Below are 16,669 nucleotides of genomic sequence, written 5' to 3'. Positions count from 1 at the left end.
TCACGCGTATCTCGCCGAGTCGATACACGCGATGTTGCCTTCCAGCATGGACACACCTTGGGCAGATTCCAACAGTTACAATCTTTCGGAGCTCAATACCATTCAGGGTGGGATAGCTAGTCCCTGCCTTTCATCCTCGCTACCTTTCTGTGTACGCTTCAGCCGGGCACTTCGGACTGGCGAGCCAGCCCTTATAGCCAAGCAGCAACACTCGATACTGAGCCCGTGGCTAGCGGCTACCCAGGTGGGATTCGCACCCACTTGTCTACAAACCATTTCCAGTACGCACGTCCAACATTTTGTTCTGTCCTATTCTTCTTCTTGGTTTGTGGGCTCAAGTAGAACTCGGACCTCGAAGTCCGCGCGTTTCGTCCCTGGAAAGGCTTGTACTGATGTTCGTCCACCCCGATAGATTGGGTCTCCAATGTTGATGGGGCCGTCCTTCCGATCGACGCGAACACCACCGTTCGCAAGCGGATCGTCTATCGATCCAGATCCGCCCGTCCATCCATCCGCCCTGTAGGATCGAAAGGCATAGTCAATCCTCTTTTTATCAACATTCCGTCTTGTTACAAGCGTTACCTGTGAGCCTCCGCGAACAGAAGACCCACCGCTCCGAAAAATCTTGTCGTCAACTCGTCCTTCGAGTCGCAACATCCAACCGTCCTGCTCTTTTGGAACGTCGAATGTCCACCGATTTGCATCCAATAGCATCTGAAAATCGGATATACGCATTGATTCGCCATCATCTCGTGGATGCTGGATCAAAGGAGAAACAAAAACGCTGAATATGGGCGGCCACGCTAAGATCATCAGTACCAATAAGGCTAATTGCCAGCGTTTCATGGTTTTCAGTCTGCTATCGCGAAACTAAAGGACAGAACGACTGCGGTAACCGGTGTTGCCGCGATTGACTTTCCATTTCAAACCAGCGTGAACGGCAACTCCGGTTCACCGCTTGGTTCTGCTTTTTTACGGAAGGATACGACCTTTGGTCTTTACCGAACGCGGTTCTGGCCAAAAGTAATGACCATCGAATTCCTCAATTATCAGAAATGCATCTTTTCGCAGAGGCAGTTTTGCAAGAGTTCCATCCTCCTTCAGTTCGGCCATCAGATTCTTAAGCATGTTACCGAAGTACGCATTCAGTTCGTCTTCGGATTTCTCATCTATGATGTCCTCTTTATTGTCCACCAACTTTTCAAGTTTCTTCGTGCTGCCGTCACCCATAATCAACGAAACGGGTTCTCCATCACATGCCTTTTCGTAGAAGTCACACCATTTCGGAAAATGGCACATCGTGGGTTCATCAATATGAAGAGTCCAGTTGCCGTCAAGATTCTTGCCGGCGCGTGTATCGAAAACGAGGTATACATAACCGCCCTGCGCGGCGTAGAACCCAAGGACAATGGCTTGGATTGGATCGGCATCTTCTCCGGGGCCGCAGTTGACGTAAACGTGGTAATCCTTGATTCGCTGCTCAATGTACTTGCGAATTCTTTGCTTGTCCTTGGAGAGATCAAGTTTCATTGTCGTCTCAGTCAAATTGAAAGCAGAACGACGGGCATCACCGAGCACGAGCAGTTGACTCAACGCAAGTCAAAACGGCCGATCGAGTGCTTCGTGTGCATGCCATTGTTACGTGTTTCTTTATTCGCCAAATCTCGCCCAAAGCTTAGGAAACCGCGTCGCAAGTTCGTCCGAGTCTTCGTCCCATGGTTCACCTGTTGGTTCTTTCGAGTATTTGATCCCGTGATCAATTTGTTTTCCGTAGACTTTTCCTGGGACGTACTGAAACTCTTCGAATGAGCAAACCTCTACGGTTGGATCCGATGCAAATGTCACAAGCGATTCAACGTCGCGAAGCGATTCCGTGAAGGCAGACTGTCCCATCGAAATCAGCCAACTTCGGAAGTCCATGAATCCGTCATCTGAGCACCCACCTTCAATGATGTAGGCAGCGGCCCAAAGGTCCCACCTGTATGCTTCGATGAAGCAATCTGAAAAATGCTTGTCAAAGTCAACAACCTCCTGGGGTGGGAGGGCTGTCAACAACTCCGTAAGTCGTGCAACCTGTCGATCCATGTTTCCGTCTGGACTGGTTGAATTCGCATCTTGCCGAGATTCTGAAATGAGTCGCCAAAACTGTTCAACGTCCATTTGGGCTAATATCCTTTAACACGTAACGTACGCATTGACCGATGGGCGAGTGGTGATCTCGACACAAGTCAGGGCCGCGAAGACGAGCCCTTCGGTCCAATGCTTGGTTCTCAATTTGTTTTCGGGTTTCCAAGGATCGACGTTCGATCGCTGTCTTGGTTCTCTTGCGTCATTGTACGATCTCTGGTGTCACGCTGCAATCATGGTCAGCGCTCCAAACATTCCATGTTGAAGAAGTCTGTCGCAAGGCTTGCATCAGATCCGTTACAGAATGTCGTTATAGAGCACTGGCGACCGCATGGATTACGGTTTTGAGTTTGGCTGTTTGTCAGCCTGCATTCCGGATTTTAGATTTGAGAACTTGTAATTATCCCAGCTTAGATACCGGGAAAGCCGTTATTGTCCGGTGTTATCCCCGGAAGTCAAACATTTTGTCCTCGCTCGGCAGGAAACCGGGATAATTATTATCCCGGTTTCAGCTATCATCCCCCTCTAATGTGGGGGGTGAGCGGACTTTTGTTGTTTTGATGCAATTTAACGGTTGCCCCCGGTTGCATGTGCCCCCTGTTACCGCCAAACTCGAAGTAACCCTAAATGGATTGTATTGACCTTAATCGCGAGGGACAAAATGGTCGACTCCAAACGCTAGCTGATTTCGATACCATAACGAGCAGGGACGTGGAATCCCGTCTCACCGACCTTGCAGTGGATGGCAACGTTGCTGCTTCGATCTCAATTCGGGCCGCAGATAGAGGGAAGATGCCGCAGGCTTGCCCTGCGGAGCTTCACGTTTCTCGCTAAGTAATTACTCCCCCAACGCTCCCCCCTCCTTCCGGTTCGGCGGCTTCGCCGCCGAACCGGAAGGAGGGTCGGGGAGAGTCTCCACCTATTTAGCGAGAAACGTAACATTCCCCACGTCAAGCGTGGGGCATTTCCGAAAAATAGGGCAATTAGCTGAACAGATACCCATCGCAATAATTACCCAATAGAATCCATCACAATGAAGCTTGTCACCGGAGGACGGGACCGGACGGTTTGTTGGTGAAACCGGTTGTATCGGAGGATGTGATCTCGCAACCGGCGACGATACCTAGGCGCATGATGGATTGGTTTCGAGGTGTGGCGAGGTCGATGGTTGGAAGGGCCAAAGGGCGATTGACCGCTTGCCCGGAAGGCGGCGAGGAGAGGGGCTAGGCGGCTCGCTTGATCTTGGACTGTATGATCTCTCCCTTTTCGTTGACTTCTTCAAAACGAACCGAGACTTGGCGAGAGACACCACTCTCCTGCATGGTCACGCCATAAATCATATTGGCTGCCGTCATCGTTTTCTTGCTGTGACTAACCACGATGAACTTGGTCGTATCCAGAAACTCTCTTAAAACCGTTACGAATCGACCAATGTTGGCTTCGTCAAATGGTGCGTCCACTTCATCGAGGATACAAAATGGACTAGGTCGATACTGAAAAAAGGCCATGATCAAGGCGACCGCCGTGAGGGCCTTCTCCCCACCACTCAGCAGCGAATTGCTCAGTGTGGTCTTTCCTGGCGGTGTCGCGACGATCTCAATTCCGCTGTCTGGATCCGAAGGGTTCTCGAGCACAATGTCAGCGAATCCACCACCAAAGGATCGTCGATACAAATCTTGAAAGTTGGCTCGAATGCTTTCCAACGTCTCGATAAAGATGTGTCGAGAGTCTTCGTCGATTTTGGTCATGGTCGCAAGCAGTTCCGACTTGGCACGATTCAAATCAGATTGATGTCCCGATAGCCTATCGAAACGGGACTGTAACTCATCGAGCTCTGCTAACGCTTCCATGTTGACACTGCCGGTCATCTCCACTTCTGTTCGGAGTTGGCCGACATGGGTTTCCAGTTTACCCTTTATTGTCTCGAGCTGGTTGGGAGTGCTGAGCTGAGAAACCTCAGCTTGAAACGCTAACCACTCTTCGTCGGGCTCAGTACCAATTTCCTGACCATAGTTGTGCGATTCGGTTTGGTTATCGCCAGCCTCGAGGCTCTCTAACGGAATATCGATACGATACTCACTCGCATATCGTTCTAAGAGCTGGGTAACTTGGGAATCGAGTTGTGCGTGAGACGACTGCAACGCCACAATCTTGTCTTCGGTTTTCTCCAATTGCCTTCGCCCGGAATCGCATGCTCGAATCGCCTCGTTGGTGGCAGCGTTCTGTTGCTCCCAATGGCTCGCTTGCTCCTCGCGCTGGAGGTCTAATTGTTGAAGCAACTGTCGAGCAACCTCCATGCGGTCTTGCTGCTCTACACTTAACTGTCTGGTTTGCTCCAGCTTGGTTTCAATCTGCCCTAAGGCCTGAGTTGCTTCCGCAGCATTTTTCTCTCGCTCCGACGCATCCTGTTTTAGCTGGACGAGAGTCGTTTTCAAGCCTTCAAGCCGTTGATCGAGTCGAGCCAGGAGCACTCGATGATCGCTCACCTCCGCTTGCTTGGCTTGTAATTCGGTTTTTGCGGCTTGGTATTGATTTCGAACCTCGGTGATTTCGGCTTCGGAACTGAGTCTTTGCGAATCGAGGTCGGCAATTTGCTGTTCCGACTGAAGGCACAAACCGCGTCGTTCATCGATCCGGTCCCGGAGGGAGTTCAATTGAGAGTCAATCGAGTCTCGTTTCTGCAAAATCTGGTTTCGCGTAGCATCGGCGTTGTCCATCTGCGCTTCGAGCTTGGTTAGCCGCTGAGCCGCATCTCGTTCGTCGCTTGCCAAAGTCTTGAGGGCCTGTTCATCTCTTTGGAGCCTAGCTTGATATTGAGCGAACTCGGTGTTCTCTGCTGCGAGAGCAGATTCCAAGGCGGCGATTTCATCTCGGGCGATTTGCATTTCCGTTCGCCGAGAAATGAGTCCCAAACCCGCTTGTAGTGCCCCGATGGTTATACTGCCATCGCTGTCGACGAGTTGGCATTCCGCGGTCACAAACCGTAGGCCCGCTCCTCGGAAGTGGCTGAGTTCTAGGGCTGTCGCTAGCGAATCAACGAACCATGTGGTACCGAGAAGCGAACGCATGAGGGGTTCGTATTTTGCATCGTAGCTGGTCAATCGATCAGCGCGGCCAATGACCCCTCGCAATCCGTCGAGCTCGATCTTTTCCCCGGAGCGTCGATTGGGGAGTCGGTCCAGACGGAGCAATGTAACGCGTCCCTCGATGCTCAAGCCACCCTCGTTGATCCAATCCACGATGAGACCATTGCTGAGAACGATGGCGTCTGCCAAGTTGCCCAAAGCCACGTCAATGAGCGGAGCAATATGCATTTCGCTGGAAAGCAGATCCGCGATCAAGCCATGAACGGTATCCCAGGTGTTGTTGGATTGGCTATAAGTAGTCTGTAACGCATCTTGCGATCGCGTTTGATTCGCCCTCGCCAATCGCAATAATTGTTGGCCTCCGCGTCCGGCCGCTGTGAATTGATCCTCGAGTTGCTCGAGCACTTGGAGCCGCTCCCGAACGCCGTGCAGTTTGCTCTGGAGAGCCGAGACCGCCTCTTGTTTTTTGAACAGTTCGACGCGGTCTGCTTCTAGTTGCAACTCGGCGTCATTGCGGCGTTTCTGTATACCCTGAGTGATCTCGCGTTCCGCTGCCAACTGAATTTTGAGCTGTCCAAATTCCGAATCATATAGCTTGAGTTCGTTGGCGACATCAGACTGGCTTTGGACAAGCTCCTGAATGCTCCGCTCCATTTCCTCGATATGCAGCTGATAAGCGACGATCTTGGATCGGAGTTCATTGCTGTTCGAATTCAATTCGTTGAACTGTTGCGTCAGCAGTTCGAGCTGGTTCTCAAGTTGAATCACCCTCTCTTTGGATTCGGTACAGGTAGCCTCACGATTGGCGAGTTCGTGACCTGCGGCGAGCTTCTCCTCTTCCAGCAAGGCTAGTTCGCGTTCTCGGGCTTGCGACTCCTCGGTGCCCAACGACGCTCGTTCCTGAAGTGCGATGAGCCTTTCTTGAATGACACCTTTCTCGGTGTTGAGATCCTCGATTCGTTGTTGAGCGGACTGGTAGCTCGACTCTGCAGAAACGGATTGCTTTTGGGCTTCCATGTAGCTCTGTTGGTGAGCCGCTTGCTTTGCTTGCAAGTCATGCAAATTCCGTTTTTCGAGATCTGCCGCTTCTTGCAGGCCCCTCAAGCGTTCGGTCAACTCCAGCTTGGATTCTTCGGCAGCGGCGATTTGATTTGCCAGATTGGATTGCTGTCGTCTCAGCAGTTGATATTCAACGAATCCGAGCTGACTACGTTTCGAGAAGAGTTGCTGCGAAATCTCGCGATAACGTTGCGCCTTGGTCGCCTGACTTTTGAGGGTGTTTAGTCGTCGGCCAACCTCGTCGACGATATCGCTGAGGCGGAGCAGGTTTTGGTCGACGCGTTGCAGTCTACGTTCTGCCTCGACCTTTTTGGCTTTGAAGCGTGAGATGCCTGCCGCTTCTTCGAAGATTCCTCGCCGGTCTTTAGCAGAGGCTTGGAGCAAGCGATCCACTTTGCCCTGTTCGATCAAGCTGTAGGCATCGACCCCAACGCCGGTGCCTCGAAAAAGATCCTTGACATCTTTAAGCCGACAGTTCTCACCGTTGATACAGTACTCCGTATCACCGCTTCGAAAGACGCGACGCGTCACGTGAACTTCGTCTGAGTCGTGATGGAACGTTTGTTTCGTGTTGTCTAGGATAAGCGTGACTTCCGCGCTGTTGCTGGGACGACGTCCCCCTGCGGCTGACCCCTTAAAGATCACGTCGGCCATATCCGCGCCACGCAGGGCTTTGGCACTTTGAGAGCCGAGCACCCACTTTACAGCGTCGACCACGTTCGACTTTCCCGAGCCGTTTGGGCCCACGACGACAGTGATGCCGTCAGGAAAATCGAACCTAGTTCGATCCGCAAAGCTCTTGAAGCCAACTAGCTCTAGCGCCTTAAGCATGGAGGTGTCCGGTCACAATGACTATTTGAGTGCGTCCCAGTCAATTTCAGGCAGTTCGTCTCCGTCGCCGGTTCCGCTGACGAAAACGGCTGCACCAGAAGACTTTTCTAGCATAGAGATGGCCGAGTCTGGGTTGCTATCTTGCTTTGGTGGAGTCGCCACGATCGTCGGCTTGGTTTCGGTGCTTGTCCCGAACACAGATGGCCATTTCAGCCAGTCCCATGCGGACTTGGAACGACCTCGGCTAGAGCGATCCAATGCCATGAGCTCCATATTTTCTTTCCCCTCGCGATTGTAGATCCGGCCTGCGAAGGGACGTGGATTGAAGACAATCGGAACCGAAGTCGCATTAAGATTTGAGAGTTGGTCGAGGGTTTGGATGATATCGTTATAGGAGGCATCGACCGCTCCCAAGCCTCGAAGGATGGCGATTAAATCGGCGTCGACGATTACATTAGCTGTTTCGCCATAAGCTCTTCGCGTAATCCGTATGGCATTAGAACGGTCTGGAGTGAGCGTTAGGAATGGTGTCGGCGTTAAGCGGCTAGCCAGCTTGACCGGCGCTGTGGCCCCGAACAAAACCAATTCCTGGCGATCTTGAAACGAGGGGGCCAGCAAAGAAGTTGAGCTGGGTATCAGAACAAGCTTGGTGTTTTTAGTGAGTTTCTCACCTTGGACCATGGGCTCGTTCGCATTGCGGTTTCTCAATGCAAGGAATGCACCGAACCGCAATTCTGGCTCTCGTTCTTGAAGGAGACGCATCAACGAATCCCGTGCCGCGTCGACTTCTGTCACGGTTAGAGCGACCAAGCAGAGCGGACGAAAAGCAGGTTCGTTCTTTGCAATGTCAACCAAGATCGGGAGAGCTTCTTTCTGGTCTAGATAGGCGAGCGAGTAGGCAGAGTAGAAGCGGACTTCGGTGTCTAGAGATGACAGACCGTCTAGCAGTGCGGAAATAGCCTCCTTGGTTCCGAGTGCTTCAAGTTCGGCCGCCGCGCGTCTGGCTGTCGTTCGATCTACTAAGAGTTGCTTGCAACCCTCCACACGCTCCAAGCGTTCCGCATCGTTTTCTTTGAAGCCAGTGGCCAGGATCACATTCGAAAAATGGGACGGATCGAAACGGTACTTGGGCACTGTCGTGATTGCGATCATAGCGCTGTTCTTTCCCTCCGCCATGAACTTTTGCTTGTAGGAATCTTGAAAGTAGAACCGACTGTTGAGAGCCTTTTCGATCTCACTCACCACTAGAACATGCTTGTATTCGTTAGCCAAAAGGACGCTGAGGGGATGGCTGTGCAGCAGCTTACCACCACCCACCACAACCGCCGAGCGAGGGTCCGAGTTCTTTTTCGTGTAACTACTTGGCAGCAGCGTTAGCTCTCCATTGGCGGCGGCCTGATCACTTCCCGTTCGGAGCGTTCCACCTATGAATGCCATTTCACGCAACCTGGCTTCGAGGAGCATTCCGCCCGTCAAGTCGGTCGCATCGCACTCGGTTGAAGTTTCGATTCCTAGGTCGAGTACCCTACCAGCCGTAAAGCCAGGGTTTCCGTAGACGCGAATTTTGACGAGGGCGGTGCTGGGATCATCCAAAATCTGCTCGGGGACATCGACTCCTTTGCGTCTCATCTCCTGAAGGATAATGTTTCGCTGCTCGCTCGGCTTCACCTTGCCACCCGTGCCAGGCAAGCCCGTTACGAGCCCAAAGGATTCGTAGGTCTTGACCTCGATCCCAGACATTCCAGCCACCTCGCCGATAAGTCTCGGACGGTCAGGATCGGCCAGCAACTCTCGGATCCGCCTTGTTTCTTTGATAAACGTGGAATCTTCGTCTTTCGACTTGCTAAACCAGGACTGACAGCCCGTCAGAGTCGTGAATCCAAGCAAGCCACACAAGATCGCTCGTGATTGCTGTAGTCGGAAAAATTGCTTCGGCGAGAACGTACGCGTCATTATGGTTACCTAATAAACAATCTCTTGCCAGTCAGACTTCAAAGTCTGTTGAGTTTTCAACGCCCAGCCGTTCGAGAAAACATCGATTCCGCTCCGGGAACAACTAATCCGTCAACCTGTCCCGTACTGGATTGGATTTGTTCTGCAACAGACCCGGAGAAAACCGGGCCCATGCCAAGTGTGGTCCAGTGTTGGTGGTCACTTCGAGCCAACGAGAAACCAGAATTGATAACGGGTTGTTTCGATTTTACATCGGTGGCTACGAGTGCCAGCTTGGCGGTTCCCATCGCTTTGTTGCGCTCATAAAACGTAATTCGCGGAATACTTCCCATGAGTCCGAGTGGAATTTCCGGTGTTCCAACGATCATCTCGGTTCGATCGGTACCTACCCCTCCCGAAGCAATCTCGAGTTGCACCTCAGCGTCATCGACCGAGTCGACGAGAGTGCATTGATTGGCTAGCAGCTTGGATTTGGTCTGAAGAATGGCGTAGTTTTTGTCTACGCAATCCAACAAATCGGTCTTCAGATGAACCTTGGCCCCTGCGATCGGGCGAAAGTCTACCTTTTCTAGTGACTGATCAATAGCGTTGCTGATGAGCAATTGCTCCAGGCCGGTTCGGGATGTGTCGGATTGCTTCATCGACGCGCAGCCGCTGGCCCAAAAAAGGAGAGAAATGGATACGAATAAGGCTGCGAACGAGGGACGAGAGGTCATAGGCATTCTCCACGGAGCGAATAAGCTGAAACTCTTGAGAAATTCCAGGTGAGGAATGACAAAAATTGATTTCGGCGTCAAGCCTGATCGGGCTAGTGGCAGGCAATTAAGAGATCGACAGATGGAAATCTATCCTTAATAGGAGCGTAATGGCGCAAGCCATACGGTGAGTCCCGCAATGCGAAGCTAGCTGGGAGTCGCCTTCGGCGATGAAAGACAAAAAACACCGGCTGAGAGAGATTGCTGGGTAGGCGGATGGGCGGTTAAGATGTTGAAGCCCTCAGCGCAGGGCGTTGCCCATGCGGTTAAACGAAGGCGGCGCAGGGCGTTGCCCGTGCGGGTAAACTAAGGCGGCGCTGGGCTGGTGCCCGCTACGCTATCATAGGCTATGGCTTTAGATCTTCGCCAGCCACGAAAACGTACTGAGATATCGCTTTGATTTTGGCGTCCTTGATGCCGCGAACCTTGGCTAATTGTTCAACCGATTGAAACCCGCCTAGCTCCTCTCGCAAGGCGATGATATCAGATGCTAGCTTTTCCCCCACACCAGGAATCAGGTCGAGTTCTTCCGTGGTCGCTAGATTAAGATCGAATGAAAAGGGTGCTACCTCGACCAAACCCCTCTCCTCAAGTGTCCGCCATGACCAAGCCCGGGCCCCTACCAAAACAACGAGCCCGACCGCTAGCATTGCCAACGTTCGGGCTCGGTTATCTAGGACTCGGGGACGTGAATCCATCGCGACTCTACTGTTGGAGTGGAATCCGACTAGGACTTAGCCAGAGCAGCTTCGACAAGACTAACGAAGGCCGCGTCGTCTGGCTTGACCGAAGAGCCAAACCTGCCAATTACTTCGCCATCACGACCGAGAACAAACTTTTCAAAGTTCCACTTCACAGGTCCAGAGCCTTGCGGCTTGGTGTCGACAGCGGTCAAGTACTTGTAAAGGGCACAAGCGGTGTCGCTCTTCACGTCCACTTTCGCCAACATGTCAAAGGTGACTTTGTAGGTCGATTGGCAAAACTCGAGAATCTTCTGATTGGAGCCTGGCTCTTGGGCGCCGAATTGGTTGCATGGGACCCCGACGATCACAAGCCCCTTGTCTTTGTACTTTTCGTAAGTCTTTTGCAGCCCTTCGTACTGGTTGGTGTAGCCGCAGCGGCTCGCGACGTTCACAAACACCACGACCTTTCCGGCATACTTGGAAAGATCGATCGGCTCTTCGTTAATGTCCTTCATTTGGAACGACAGAGCCGTGGGAACATCAGCCTTTTTCTCATCCGCAAACGCGTTCATCGTGTTGCCTTCGTAGTTCAAGTAACCAGAAACCATGGCCATAGCTACCACGCCAGCCAGCAAAGATTTGTATTTCTTCATCTCAAGTGCCTCATTTAAAGAATTGGGAGGGGAAGGGAGGGATCGATTTAACAGTGTACTGCTACGTCAACTCGCGGGTTCAGTTGAATCCTTAACGACCGAGCAATGTACGCTTTTTCTCAACGAATACCAAATGATGCTCGAGGTGTTTGACGTAAGATTCCACCAAATACCCGAGAGACACCTTGCCAGATTCATTATGAATCCCGCATCGAGCAAACGCTTGATCAGGCAACGCCCGCAGTATGGCGGCGGTCATCTGCCGATTTTTGCAAAAAACGTCCAGGGCCAAAAACGCTGGAATGGAAGCCACCCCAGGTAATTGGCTAAAACCGGTCTCGTCGTATCCGATGAGCAACGGTAGATCCATACATGCCACTCGCTTCATGCGATCGCTGGCAATCAAATCGCTATCCATCATGTGGATGGCAATCTGGTGCAGCGTCCACGAACCGTCAGGAGGCTGCACGAACAATTCGTCCTGGGTCAGCCCCCAATAGGCTTGCATCAACTGTTGCCCGCCGTCGGCATACTGTTCGATAAGCTGTCGGTTCATAGCTTGAACGCATTTCTGAGCAGTTCGAGGCTCTTGGGGATGGCCGTTTTGTAATTCTCCTTGCCTTCAAACTCGAGCGAGATCCAACCTCGATAATTGACCTCTCTCATGATCTTAGCAATCTTCTCGTAGTCGAGCTCGAGCGTGTACCACTCGCCGCCACCATAATAAGTCTTCGCCTGCAATAACACAGTCTTGGATGCCAATTTCCGGAGCTTGGTATAAGGGTCCTCTAAAAAGTTTCCGGTATCCAACGTGACCTGCAAATAAGGAGAGTTGACGGCATCCACGATGCGAAGCACACCCTCTGGAGTGAGCCCTAAGCCCCAATGATTTTCCAGCCCCAAGGTCACTCCACACTTTTCCGCCGTGGGCAAGCATCGCTCGAGTGCGTCGATTACCCACGGATAGCCATCCTCCTCGGTGAAACCAGGTAACGGTGGCTCGATCCCTCGGTTCGCCATCAAGGTATCAAAGTCTTTGCTCGTTCCCCAGCGACCTGTGTTAACCCGCATCGTTGGTATACCGAGCTTGTAACAAAGCTCGATCTGTCCACATGTGAGTTCGATATTCATCCGCCTGACTTCGGGATCGGGCGAAACGAAACCTTGGTGCGTGGACATGCCATAAAGCGGCAAACCATGGATCAACGACCTACGTTTGATCGCTTGCAACGCTGCGTTGCTGAGCATCTCGGTTTGCGAGATTTGATAAAGCAGAATCTCGACTCCATCGAATCCTGCATCAGCCGCAAAGTCAATACACTTGATGACATCCTTGAACTCATCGTTTTTGAATCGCCACAGAGAGTAAGTCGAAATCCCGATCGGATTCGTGGTTCGGCCCCCGGGTGGAATATCAGCTGCCGCTGTACTCCACTGGGTTGTTCCGGCCACGGCTGCTGTTGTCGCCGCCGCAAGTAAATTCTTTTGAAAAGCTCTACGATGCATGTTTATTGACTTTCTTTGCCGAATAGTTGTGTCTTCAAAAAGGTGTACGCGATCGCTTGCATAAACGCCGCTTGCTTATTGTTGGCAGCACCACCGTGACCACCTTCTATGTTTTCGTAGTAAAGAACTGAGTGCCCCTGCCCCTCCATTTTGGCCATCATCTTACGAGCATGACCAGGATGCACGCGATCATCGCGGGTCGACGTGGTGAAGAGTACGTTGGGATATTTTTGGTTTTCGGAAACGTTGTGATAAGGAGAAAACGTTTTGATAAACGACCACTCTTCGGGAATATCAGGATTGCCGTACTCCGCCATCCAGCTCGCTCCGGCCAGAAGCTTGTTGTAACGCTGCATGTCTAGCAATGGAACCTGACACACGACTGCCTTAAAAAGATCCGGATAAAGGGTCGTCATATTGCCAACCAGCAATCCACCATTCGAGCCACCTTGGATACCTAGCTTTTCGGCGCTCGTAACCTTTCTGGCAAAGAGATCCTTCGCCACCGCCGCGAAGTCTTCGTAGGCGCGATGACGATTTTCCTTCAACGCAGCTTGATGCCACGATGGTCCGTATTCGCCACCACCGCGAATGTTGGCGACCACGTAGACACCACCTTGGGTGGTCCACGCTCGCCCGACGGTCGCGTTGTACGAAGGTTGGAGCGATATTTCGAAGCCGCCATATCCATAAAGGAGGGTCGGGTTGTTACCATCGAGTGAAACCGATTCCTTGGCTACCATAAAGTAAGGGACTCGCGTGCCATCTTGGCTGGTTGCAAAATGCTGCGAGATCTTCAGGCCACTCGCATCGAAAAATGCTGGCAGTTCCTTGAGCTTTTGAGGAGCTTGGCCGATCGTTCCCATGGAAAGAGTCGTTGGAGTCAAATAGTCGGTGACGGTCATGAAGTAATCATTCGACTCATCAGGATCGACTGCACTTACACTCACCGTTCCGAACGCAGGCGCCCCAACCATCGGTTCCGATTTCCAGCCTTCAGGGGTCGAGCGAAGCACGCTCACTTTGTTTTTGACATCTTCCAAGACGTTCAGAATGGCGAAGTCTTTCGTAAAACCAAAACTCGCGAGGGCAGTCGTGGCTGTTGGTTCAAAGACGACTTGAATCGTTTCTTTGCCCGCCAAGAAATCATCCAGGTTGGTAAAGAGCAACGAGCCAGCTTTGTAAGTCTTATCGCCTCGATTCCAATCTTCACGCAATTCAATCGCGAGAGTGCCACGGGCCACCGACTTGCTCGCTGTGTTGGGTGCGTCGATTTTGACGAGCTTTGCATTGTCGTCGAGCACGAACATTTCGTTGTTGTAGAACCTAATGTTTCGCAGCACGTAATTTCGCTCGAAACCCGGTGAATCATCGTGAAAGGCAGCGACGAGCATGTCGGTCTGTTCCGCTTCGTAAACGACCTCAGCCGCTGACATTGGTGTACCACGTTTCCAACGCTTCACAATCCGTGCATATCCCGAATCGGTCATGCTGTCCGGGCCAAAGTCGGTTTGGACAAATACGTGATCCTGGTCGATCCAGCTCAGCGAGCCCTTAGCTTCGGGGCGTTCAAAGCCACCTGCAACGAAACTCTTTGTGCTGATTTGGAATTCACGAGTTACCGACGCATCGGCACCCCCTCGCGACAAGTCGATCAGGACGCGATCGTAATCGGGACGCAGAAAACTAGCTCCCTTCCAAACCCAACTCTCGTTTTCATCGGCCGAGAGTTTGTCTAGGTCCAAGATGACTTCCCACTGCGGCGAAGGCTTGCGATATTCATCGAGGGTGGTACGACGCCAGAGCCCTTTGATGTTTTGCTTGTCTCGCCAAAAGTTGTAGTAGTACTCCCCCTGCTTGCCCACAAAGGGGATACGAGCATCGGAGTCGAGGATTGCTAATAGATCAGCCTCGAGCTTCTTAAACTCGTCGGTCGAGGTTAGGGCCGCCTCAGCTTTCGCATTTCGCTCCTTGACCCAATCGATCGCTTTCTCGCCGGTGACATCCTCGAGCCACTGATAAGGATCGTTATCTACGGGCTCTTGCGACAAACTCATCGGAGTGACCATCATGGGGGAGGCAAAAGTAAGAGTCAAAAGTGACAGAATCGGTATTTTTCTAAACGACATAAACGCCTGCAGGGATGCGAGAACAAAAATCGGAGAGGTGTTCAATCGCCCTAGATTGTAGCAACAAATCGGGAGACTTCATGGGAGCCACGAAGCAGAAATGCCTTGCAGCTACTCGATTTTGAGTTTGCGTCCCCTATAATCAACGTACTGATGGCGGCTGATAAGGGAATCGGATGAGTTTTTCCGCAGCGTACCGTCTCGAGATCTCACTGTACGGAGGATGTTGGCTAATGAGATCTATCCTGAGTAAAACCAAGGCTTTTTTGAGCAAACCACTTCAATTAATGCTGATGGCTTGGCTGGTCGCCGGTATCTGGGGCTCGACTAGATGTGCTGGGCAGCAGGGTGAATCGAGCAGCAACCCACCCGGTAATACTGCTTCATCTTCTAGCGATCCTCAACTGAGATCGCAATTGTCGGAAATCGATCGGTATCGACTGGATCGGTTCCAAGCTGGCATGGAACCATCTAGAAAAGGTGGGGCAGCAGGTGGTTCGCCCCTGGCGAATTTTGATGAGCTCATGAACATCATTGAAACGGTTGTCGATGGTGGCTGGGAAAGCCAGGGAGGCACCTCGTCGATGATCCCGCATCGGAACGGTGTCCGTATTTCGACTTCGGGTGTTATGGAGCGGATCAGTCCGAGCGAGGAATCTCTTCGCGAGCTGCGTCAAATGGGTAAGCCCAAGGCTGACTTGTCCGCGCTAGGTAGCTGGCAGGAGCCGACATCGTTGCGATGGATTTCTCTGCGATCACTGGATGAGTTGGTTGCAGATCGGATGCTTGGGAACAAACCGTCCAGCGTCGCTATGGAACTGCTCGGAGGTATCTACCGCCTCGATTACCTCGCATTCGATGAGGAGAATAACGATTGGCTACTCGGTGGCCCGGCAGGGAATCTTGGTATGCATGTTGACGGGCAACTCGTGAATCAAGAGACTGGAATGCCTCCCATTTTGCTGGAAGACTTGCTCAGCATAGCACCGGTAATTCTAAACAGCGGTAGAGACTTTGGATGCACAATCAATCCCGATGAGAACCGACTCCGCGAAGCTCATGCGTTTGCCCAGCGGTCGTCATCGTTGCGAGAACTTAGAAACAGTCCCGATCGCTGGCTTGAAACCTGGAAGAAGATGCTGGGCAATCAAGCAACCATAGTGATCGGTCTTCCTGCTGATTCTCCGACAGGATTGGCTTTGCTGATAGCCGATGCGGCAATGAAGCGATTAGGTATGGGGGTAGACTCGCTCCCCAGACCTGCAAAGTCCTATTGGGCGGAACTCGATTCGATTCGTCAATCTGAGACATCGACCATGATGCGTTGGTGGCTATCCCTGAGCGACACCGACATTGCGCTGGACAAAGAGAGACGAATCTATTCCTTAGAAAATAACAATGTGCAATTACGTAGCGAGTCACAGCATTTCGAAGCCAGTGGTAAACGGACCGCTACCGGCAAAGTCGATCCAGCAGCGAACCGTTTTGCGGAATCGTTCACAAAGAACTATCGCGAACTCATAGAGCCCTATCCTATCTTCGGGCGATTGCAGCACATCATGGATCTAGCCGTCGCATTAGAGATTGTTCGGCTCGAAATGGAACACGGTCGAGGTGAACTGTTCACTGCTTTGAGTTCGACTCAAGTGCAACCACGCATGCCAGTTGCTGCTAAAGAGATCGAGAGCATCGCCGCGACCCACAAAGGATTCGATGGCTCTCAAATGGCTACAGTAAGCGGCGGTGTTGGGGTTACGGTGAGTCATGTCCGGAAGCGTATCAAAGTCACGATGGAGGAATTGAATCGCGTGGATATCAAGTCAAGCAACCTCGACCAAAACGCCAAAGATCGAGCCGATCGCGACAAAGAAGTCTTTTGGCGGTAGG

13 protein-coding genes are annotated in these 16,669 nt (G+C 52.0%); 2 read left to right on the top strand and 11 right to left on the bottom strand.

The window, feature by feature from the left end; all coding sequences use genetic code 11:
- Nucleotides 1-309: 309 nt before the first annotated feature.
- The 3 genes from SH449x_RS23955 to SH449x_RS23945 form a co-directional block, all read right to left on the bottom strand.
- Nucleotides 310-846, bottom strand: a complete 537-nt coding sequence (locus SH449x_RS23955) for a hypothetical protein (RefSeq protein ID WP_482378602.1) — start codon at nt 844-846, stop codon at nt 310-312.
- A gap of 126 nt (nt 847-972) precedes the next feature.
- Nucleotides 973-1,530 (bottom strand): hypothetical protein, encoded by a 558-nt coding sequence (locus tag SH449x_RS23950; protein WP_482378601.1) that lies wholly within the window; start codon nt 1,528-1,530, stop codon nt 973-975.
- A 120-nt stretch (nt 1,531-1,650) separates the two neighbouring features.
- Nucleotides 1,651-2,160, bottom strand: coding sequence for a DUF4240 domain-containing protein (locus SH449x_RS23945; RefSeq protein ID WP_482378600.1), 510 nt, complete (start codon nt 2,158-2,160; stop codon nt 1,651-1,653).
- A gap of 594 nt (nt 2,161-2,754) precedes the next feature.
- On the opposite strand from SH449x_RS23945, the gene SH449x_RS23940 reads away from it, so the two are divergent.
- Nucleotides 2,755-2,961 (top strand): hypothetical protein, encoded by a 207-nt coding sequence (locus SH449x_RS23940; protein ID WP_482378599.1) that lies wholly within the window; start codon nt 2,755-2,757, stop codon nt 2,959-2,961.
- 389 nt (nt 2,962-3,350) lie between these two features.
- On the opposite strand, the gene smc is transcribed toward SH449x_RS23940, so the two are convergent.
- The 8 genes from smc to SH449x_RS23900 all read right to left on the bottom strand — a co-directional run bounded on the left by smc (nt 3,351) and on the right by SH449x_RS23900 (nt 14,782).
- The gene (gene smc / locus SH449x_RS23935) at nt 3,351-7,103 is read right to left on the bottom strand and encodes a chromosome segregation protein SMC (protein WP_482378598.1); all 3,753 of its coding nucleotides are present in this window, start codon (nt 7,101-7,103) and stop codon (nt 3,351-3,353) included.
- A 21-nt stretch (nt 7,104-7,124) separates the two neighbouring features.
- Nucleotides 7,125-9,056, bottom strand: a complete 1,932-nt coding sequence (locus SH449x_RS23930) for a HEAT repeat domain-containing protein (protein WP_482378597.1) — start codon at nt 9,054-9,056, stop codon at nt 7,125-7,127.
- Nucleotides 9,057-9,112: 56 nt separating this feature from the next.
- Nucleotides 9,113-9,772 carry a DUF6655 family protein gene (locus SH449x_RS23925; RefSeq protein ID WP_482378596.1) on the bottom strand — a complete coding sequence of 220 codons (660 nt, stop codon included), beginning with the start codon at nt 9,770-9,772 and terminating at the stop codon, nt 9,113-9,115.
- Between the two features lie 386 nt (nt 9,773-10,158).
- Entirely contained in the window at nt 10,159-10,509 is a 351-nt protein-coding gene (locus SH449x_RS23920; protein ID WP_482378595.1) for a ComEA family DNA-binding protein, read from the bottom strand.
- Nucleotides 10,510-10,538: 29 nt separating this feature from the next.
- Nucleotides 10,539-11,147: a glutathione peroxidase gene (locus SH449x_RS23915; RefSeq protein WP_482378594.1), complete on the bottom strand. Its 609-nt coding sequence runs from the start codon at nt 11,145-11,147 to the stop codon at nt 10,539-10,541.
- 91 nt (nt 11,148-11,238) lie between these two features.
- Nucleotides 11,239-11,703, bottom strand: a complete 465-nt coding sequence (locus SH449x_RS23910; RefSeq protein WP_482378593.1) for a DinB family protein — start codon at nt 11,701-11,703, stop codon at nt 11,239-11,241.
- On the bottom strand, nt 11,700-12,653 hold the full coding sequence (locus SH449x_RS23905) for a sugar phosphate isomerase/epimerase family protein (protein WP_482378592.1): 954 nt from the start codon (nt 12,651-12,653) through the stop codon (nt 11,700-11,702). The genes SH449x_RS23910 and SH449x_RS23905 overlap by 4 nt, the downstream gene beginning before the upstream one ends.
- 2 nt (nt 12,654-12,655) lie before the next feature.
- The gene (locus SH449x_RS23900) at nt 12,656-14,782 is read right to left on the bottom strand and encodes a prolyl oligopeptidase family serine peptidase (RefSeq protein WP_482378591.1); all 2,127 of its coding nucleotides are present in this window, start codon (nt 14,780-14,782) and stop codon (nt 12,656-12,658) included.
- A 233-nt stretch (nt 14,783-15,015) separates the two neighbouring features.
- Here SH449x_RS23900 and SH449x_RS23895 point away from each other — a divergent pair, with 233 nt between their 5' ends.
- Nucleotides 15,016-16,668, top strand: coding sequence for a DUF1598 domain-containing protein (locus tag SH449x_RS23895; RefSeq protein ID WP_482378590.1), 1,653 nt, complete (start codon nt 15,016-15,018; stop codon nt 16,666-16,668).
- The last annotated feature ends 1 nt before the right edge of the window (nt 16,669 follow it).

Source organism: Brakhagea baltica (assembly GCF_052161605.1).
Lineage (GTDB): Bacteria > Planctomycetota > Planctomycetia > Pirellulales > Pirellulaceae > JBKCUI01.
This window is presented reverse-complemented; position numbering and strand designations above follow the sequence as displayed.

What these genes read in the sequence shown, in the direction of transcription:
- SH449x_RS23955 (WP_482378602.1), bottom strand. Translation starts at nt 846, where the DNA reads ATGAAACGCTGGCAATTAGCCTTATTGGTACTGATGATCTTAGCGTGG.
- SH449x_RS23950 (WP_482378601.1), bottom strand. Translation starts at nt 1,530, where the DNA reads ATGAAACTTGATCTCTCCAAGGACAAGCAAAGAATTCGCAAGTACATT.
- SH449x_RS23945 (WP_482378600.1), bottom strand. Translation starts at nt 2,160, where the DNA reads ATGGACGTTGAACAGTTTTGGCGACTCATTTCAGAATCTCGGCAAGAT.
- SH449x_RS23940 (WP_482378599.1), top strand. Translation starts at nt 2,755, where the DNA reads ATGGATTGTATTGACCTTAATCGCGAGGGACAAAATGGTCGACTCCAA.
- smc (WP_482378598.1), bottom strand. Translation starts at nt 7,103, where the DNA reads ATGCTTAAGGCGCTAGAGCTAGTTGGCTTCAAGAGCTTTGCGGATCGA.
- SH449x_RS23930 (WP_482378597.1), bottom strand. Translation starts at nt 9,056, where the DNA reads ATGACGCGTACGTTCTCGCCGAAGCAATTTTTCCGACTACAGCAATCA.
- SH449x_RS23925 (WP_482378596.1), bottom strand. Translation starts at nt 9,772, where the DNA reads ATGACCTCTCGTCCCTCGTTCGCAGCCTTATTCGTATCCATTTCTCTC.
- SH449x_RS23920 (WP_482378595.1), bottom strand. Translation starts at nt 10,509, where the DNA reads ATGGATTCACGTCCCCGAGTCCTAGATAACCGAGCCCGAACGTTGGCA.
- SH449x_RS23915 (WP_482378594.1), bottom strand. Translation starts at nt 11,147, where the DNA reads ATGAAGAAATACAAATCTTTGCTGGCTGGCGTGGTAGCTATGGCCATG.
- SH449x_RS23910 (WP_482378593.1), bottom strand. Translation starts at nt 11,703, where the DNA reads ATGAACCGACAGCTTATCGAACAGTATGCCGACGGCGGGCAACAGTTG.
- SH449x_RS23905 (WP_482378592.1), bottom strand. Translation starts at nt 12,653, where the DNA reads ATGCATCGTAGAGCTTTTCAAAAGAATTTACTTGCGGCGGCGACAACA.
- SH449x_RS23900 (WP_482378591.1), bottom strand. Translation starts at nt 14,782, where the DNA reads ATGTCGTTTAGAAAAATACCGATTCTGTCACTTTTGACTCTTACTTTT.
- SH449x_RS23895 (WP_482378590.1), top strand. Translation starts at nt 15,016, where the DNA reads ATGAGATCTATCCTGAGTAAAACCAAGGCTTTTTTGAGCAAACCACTT.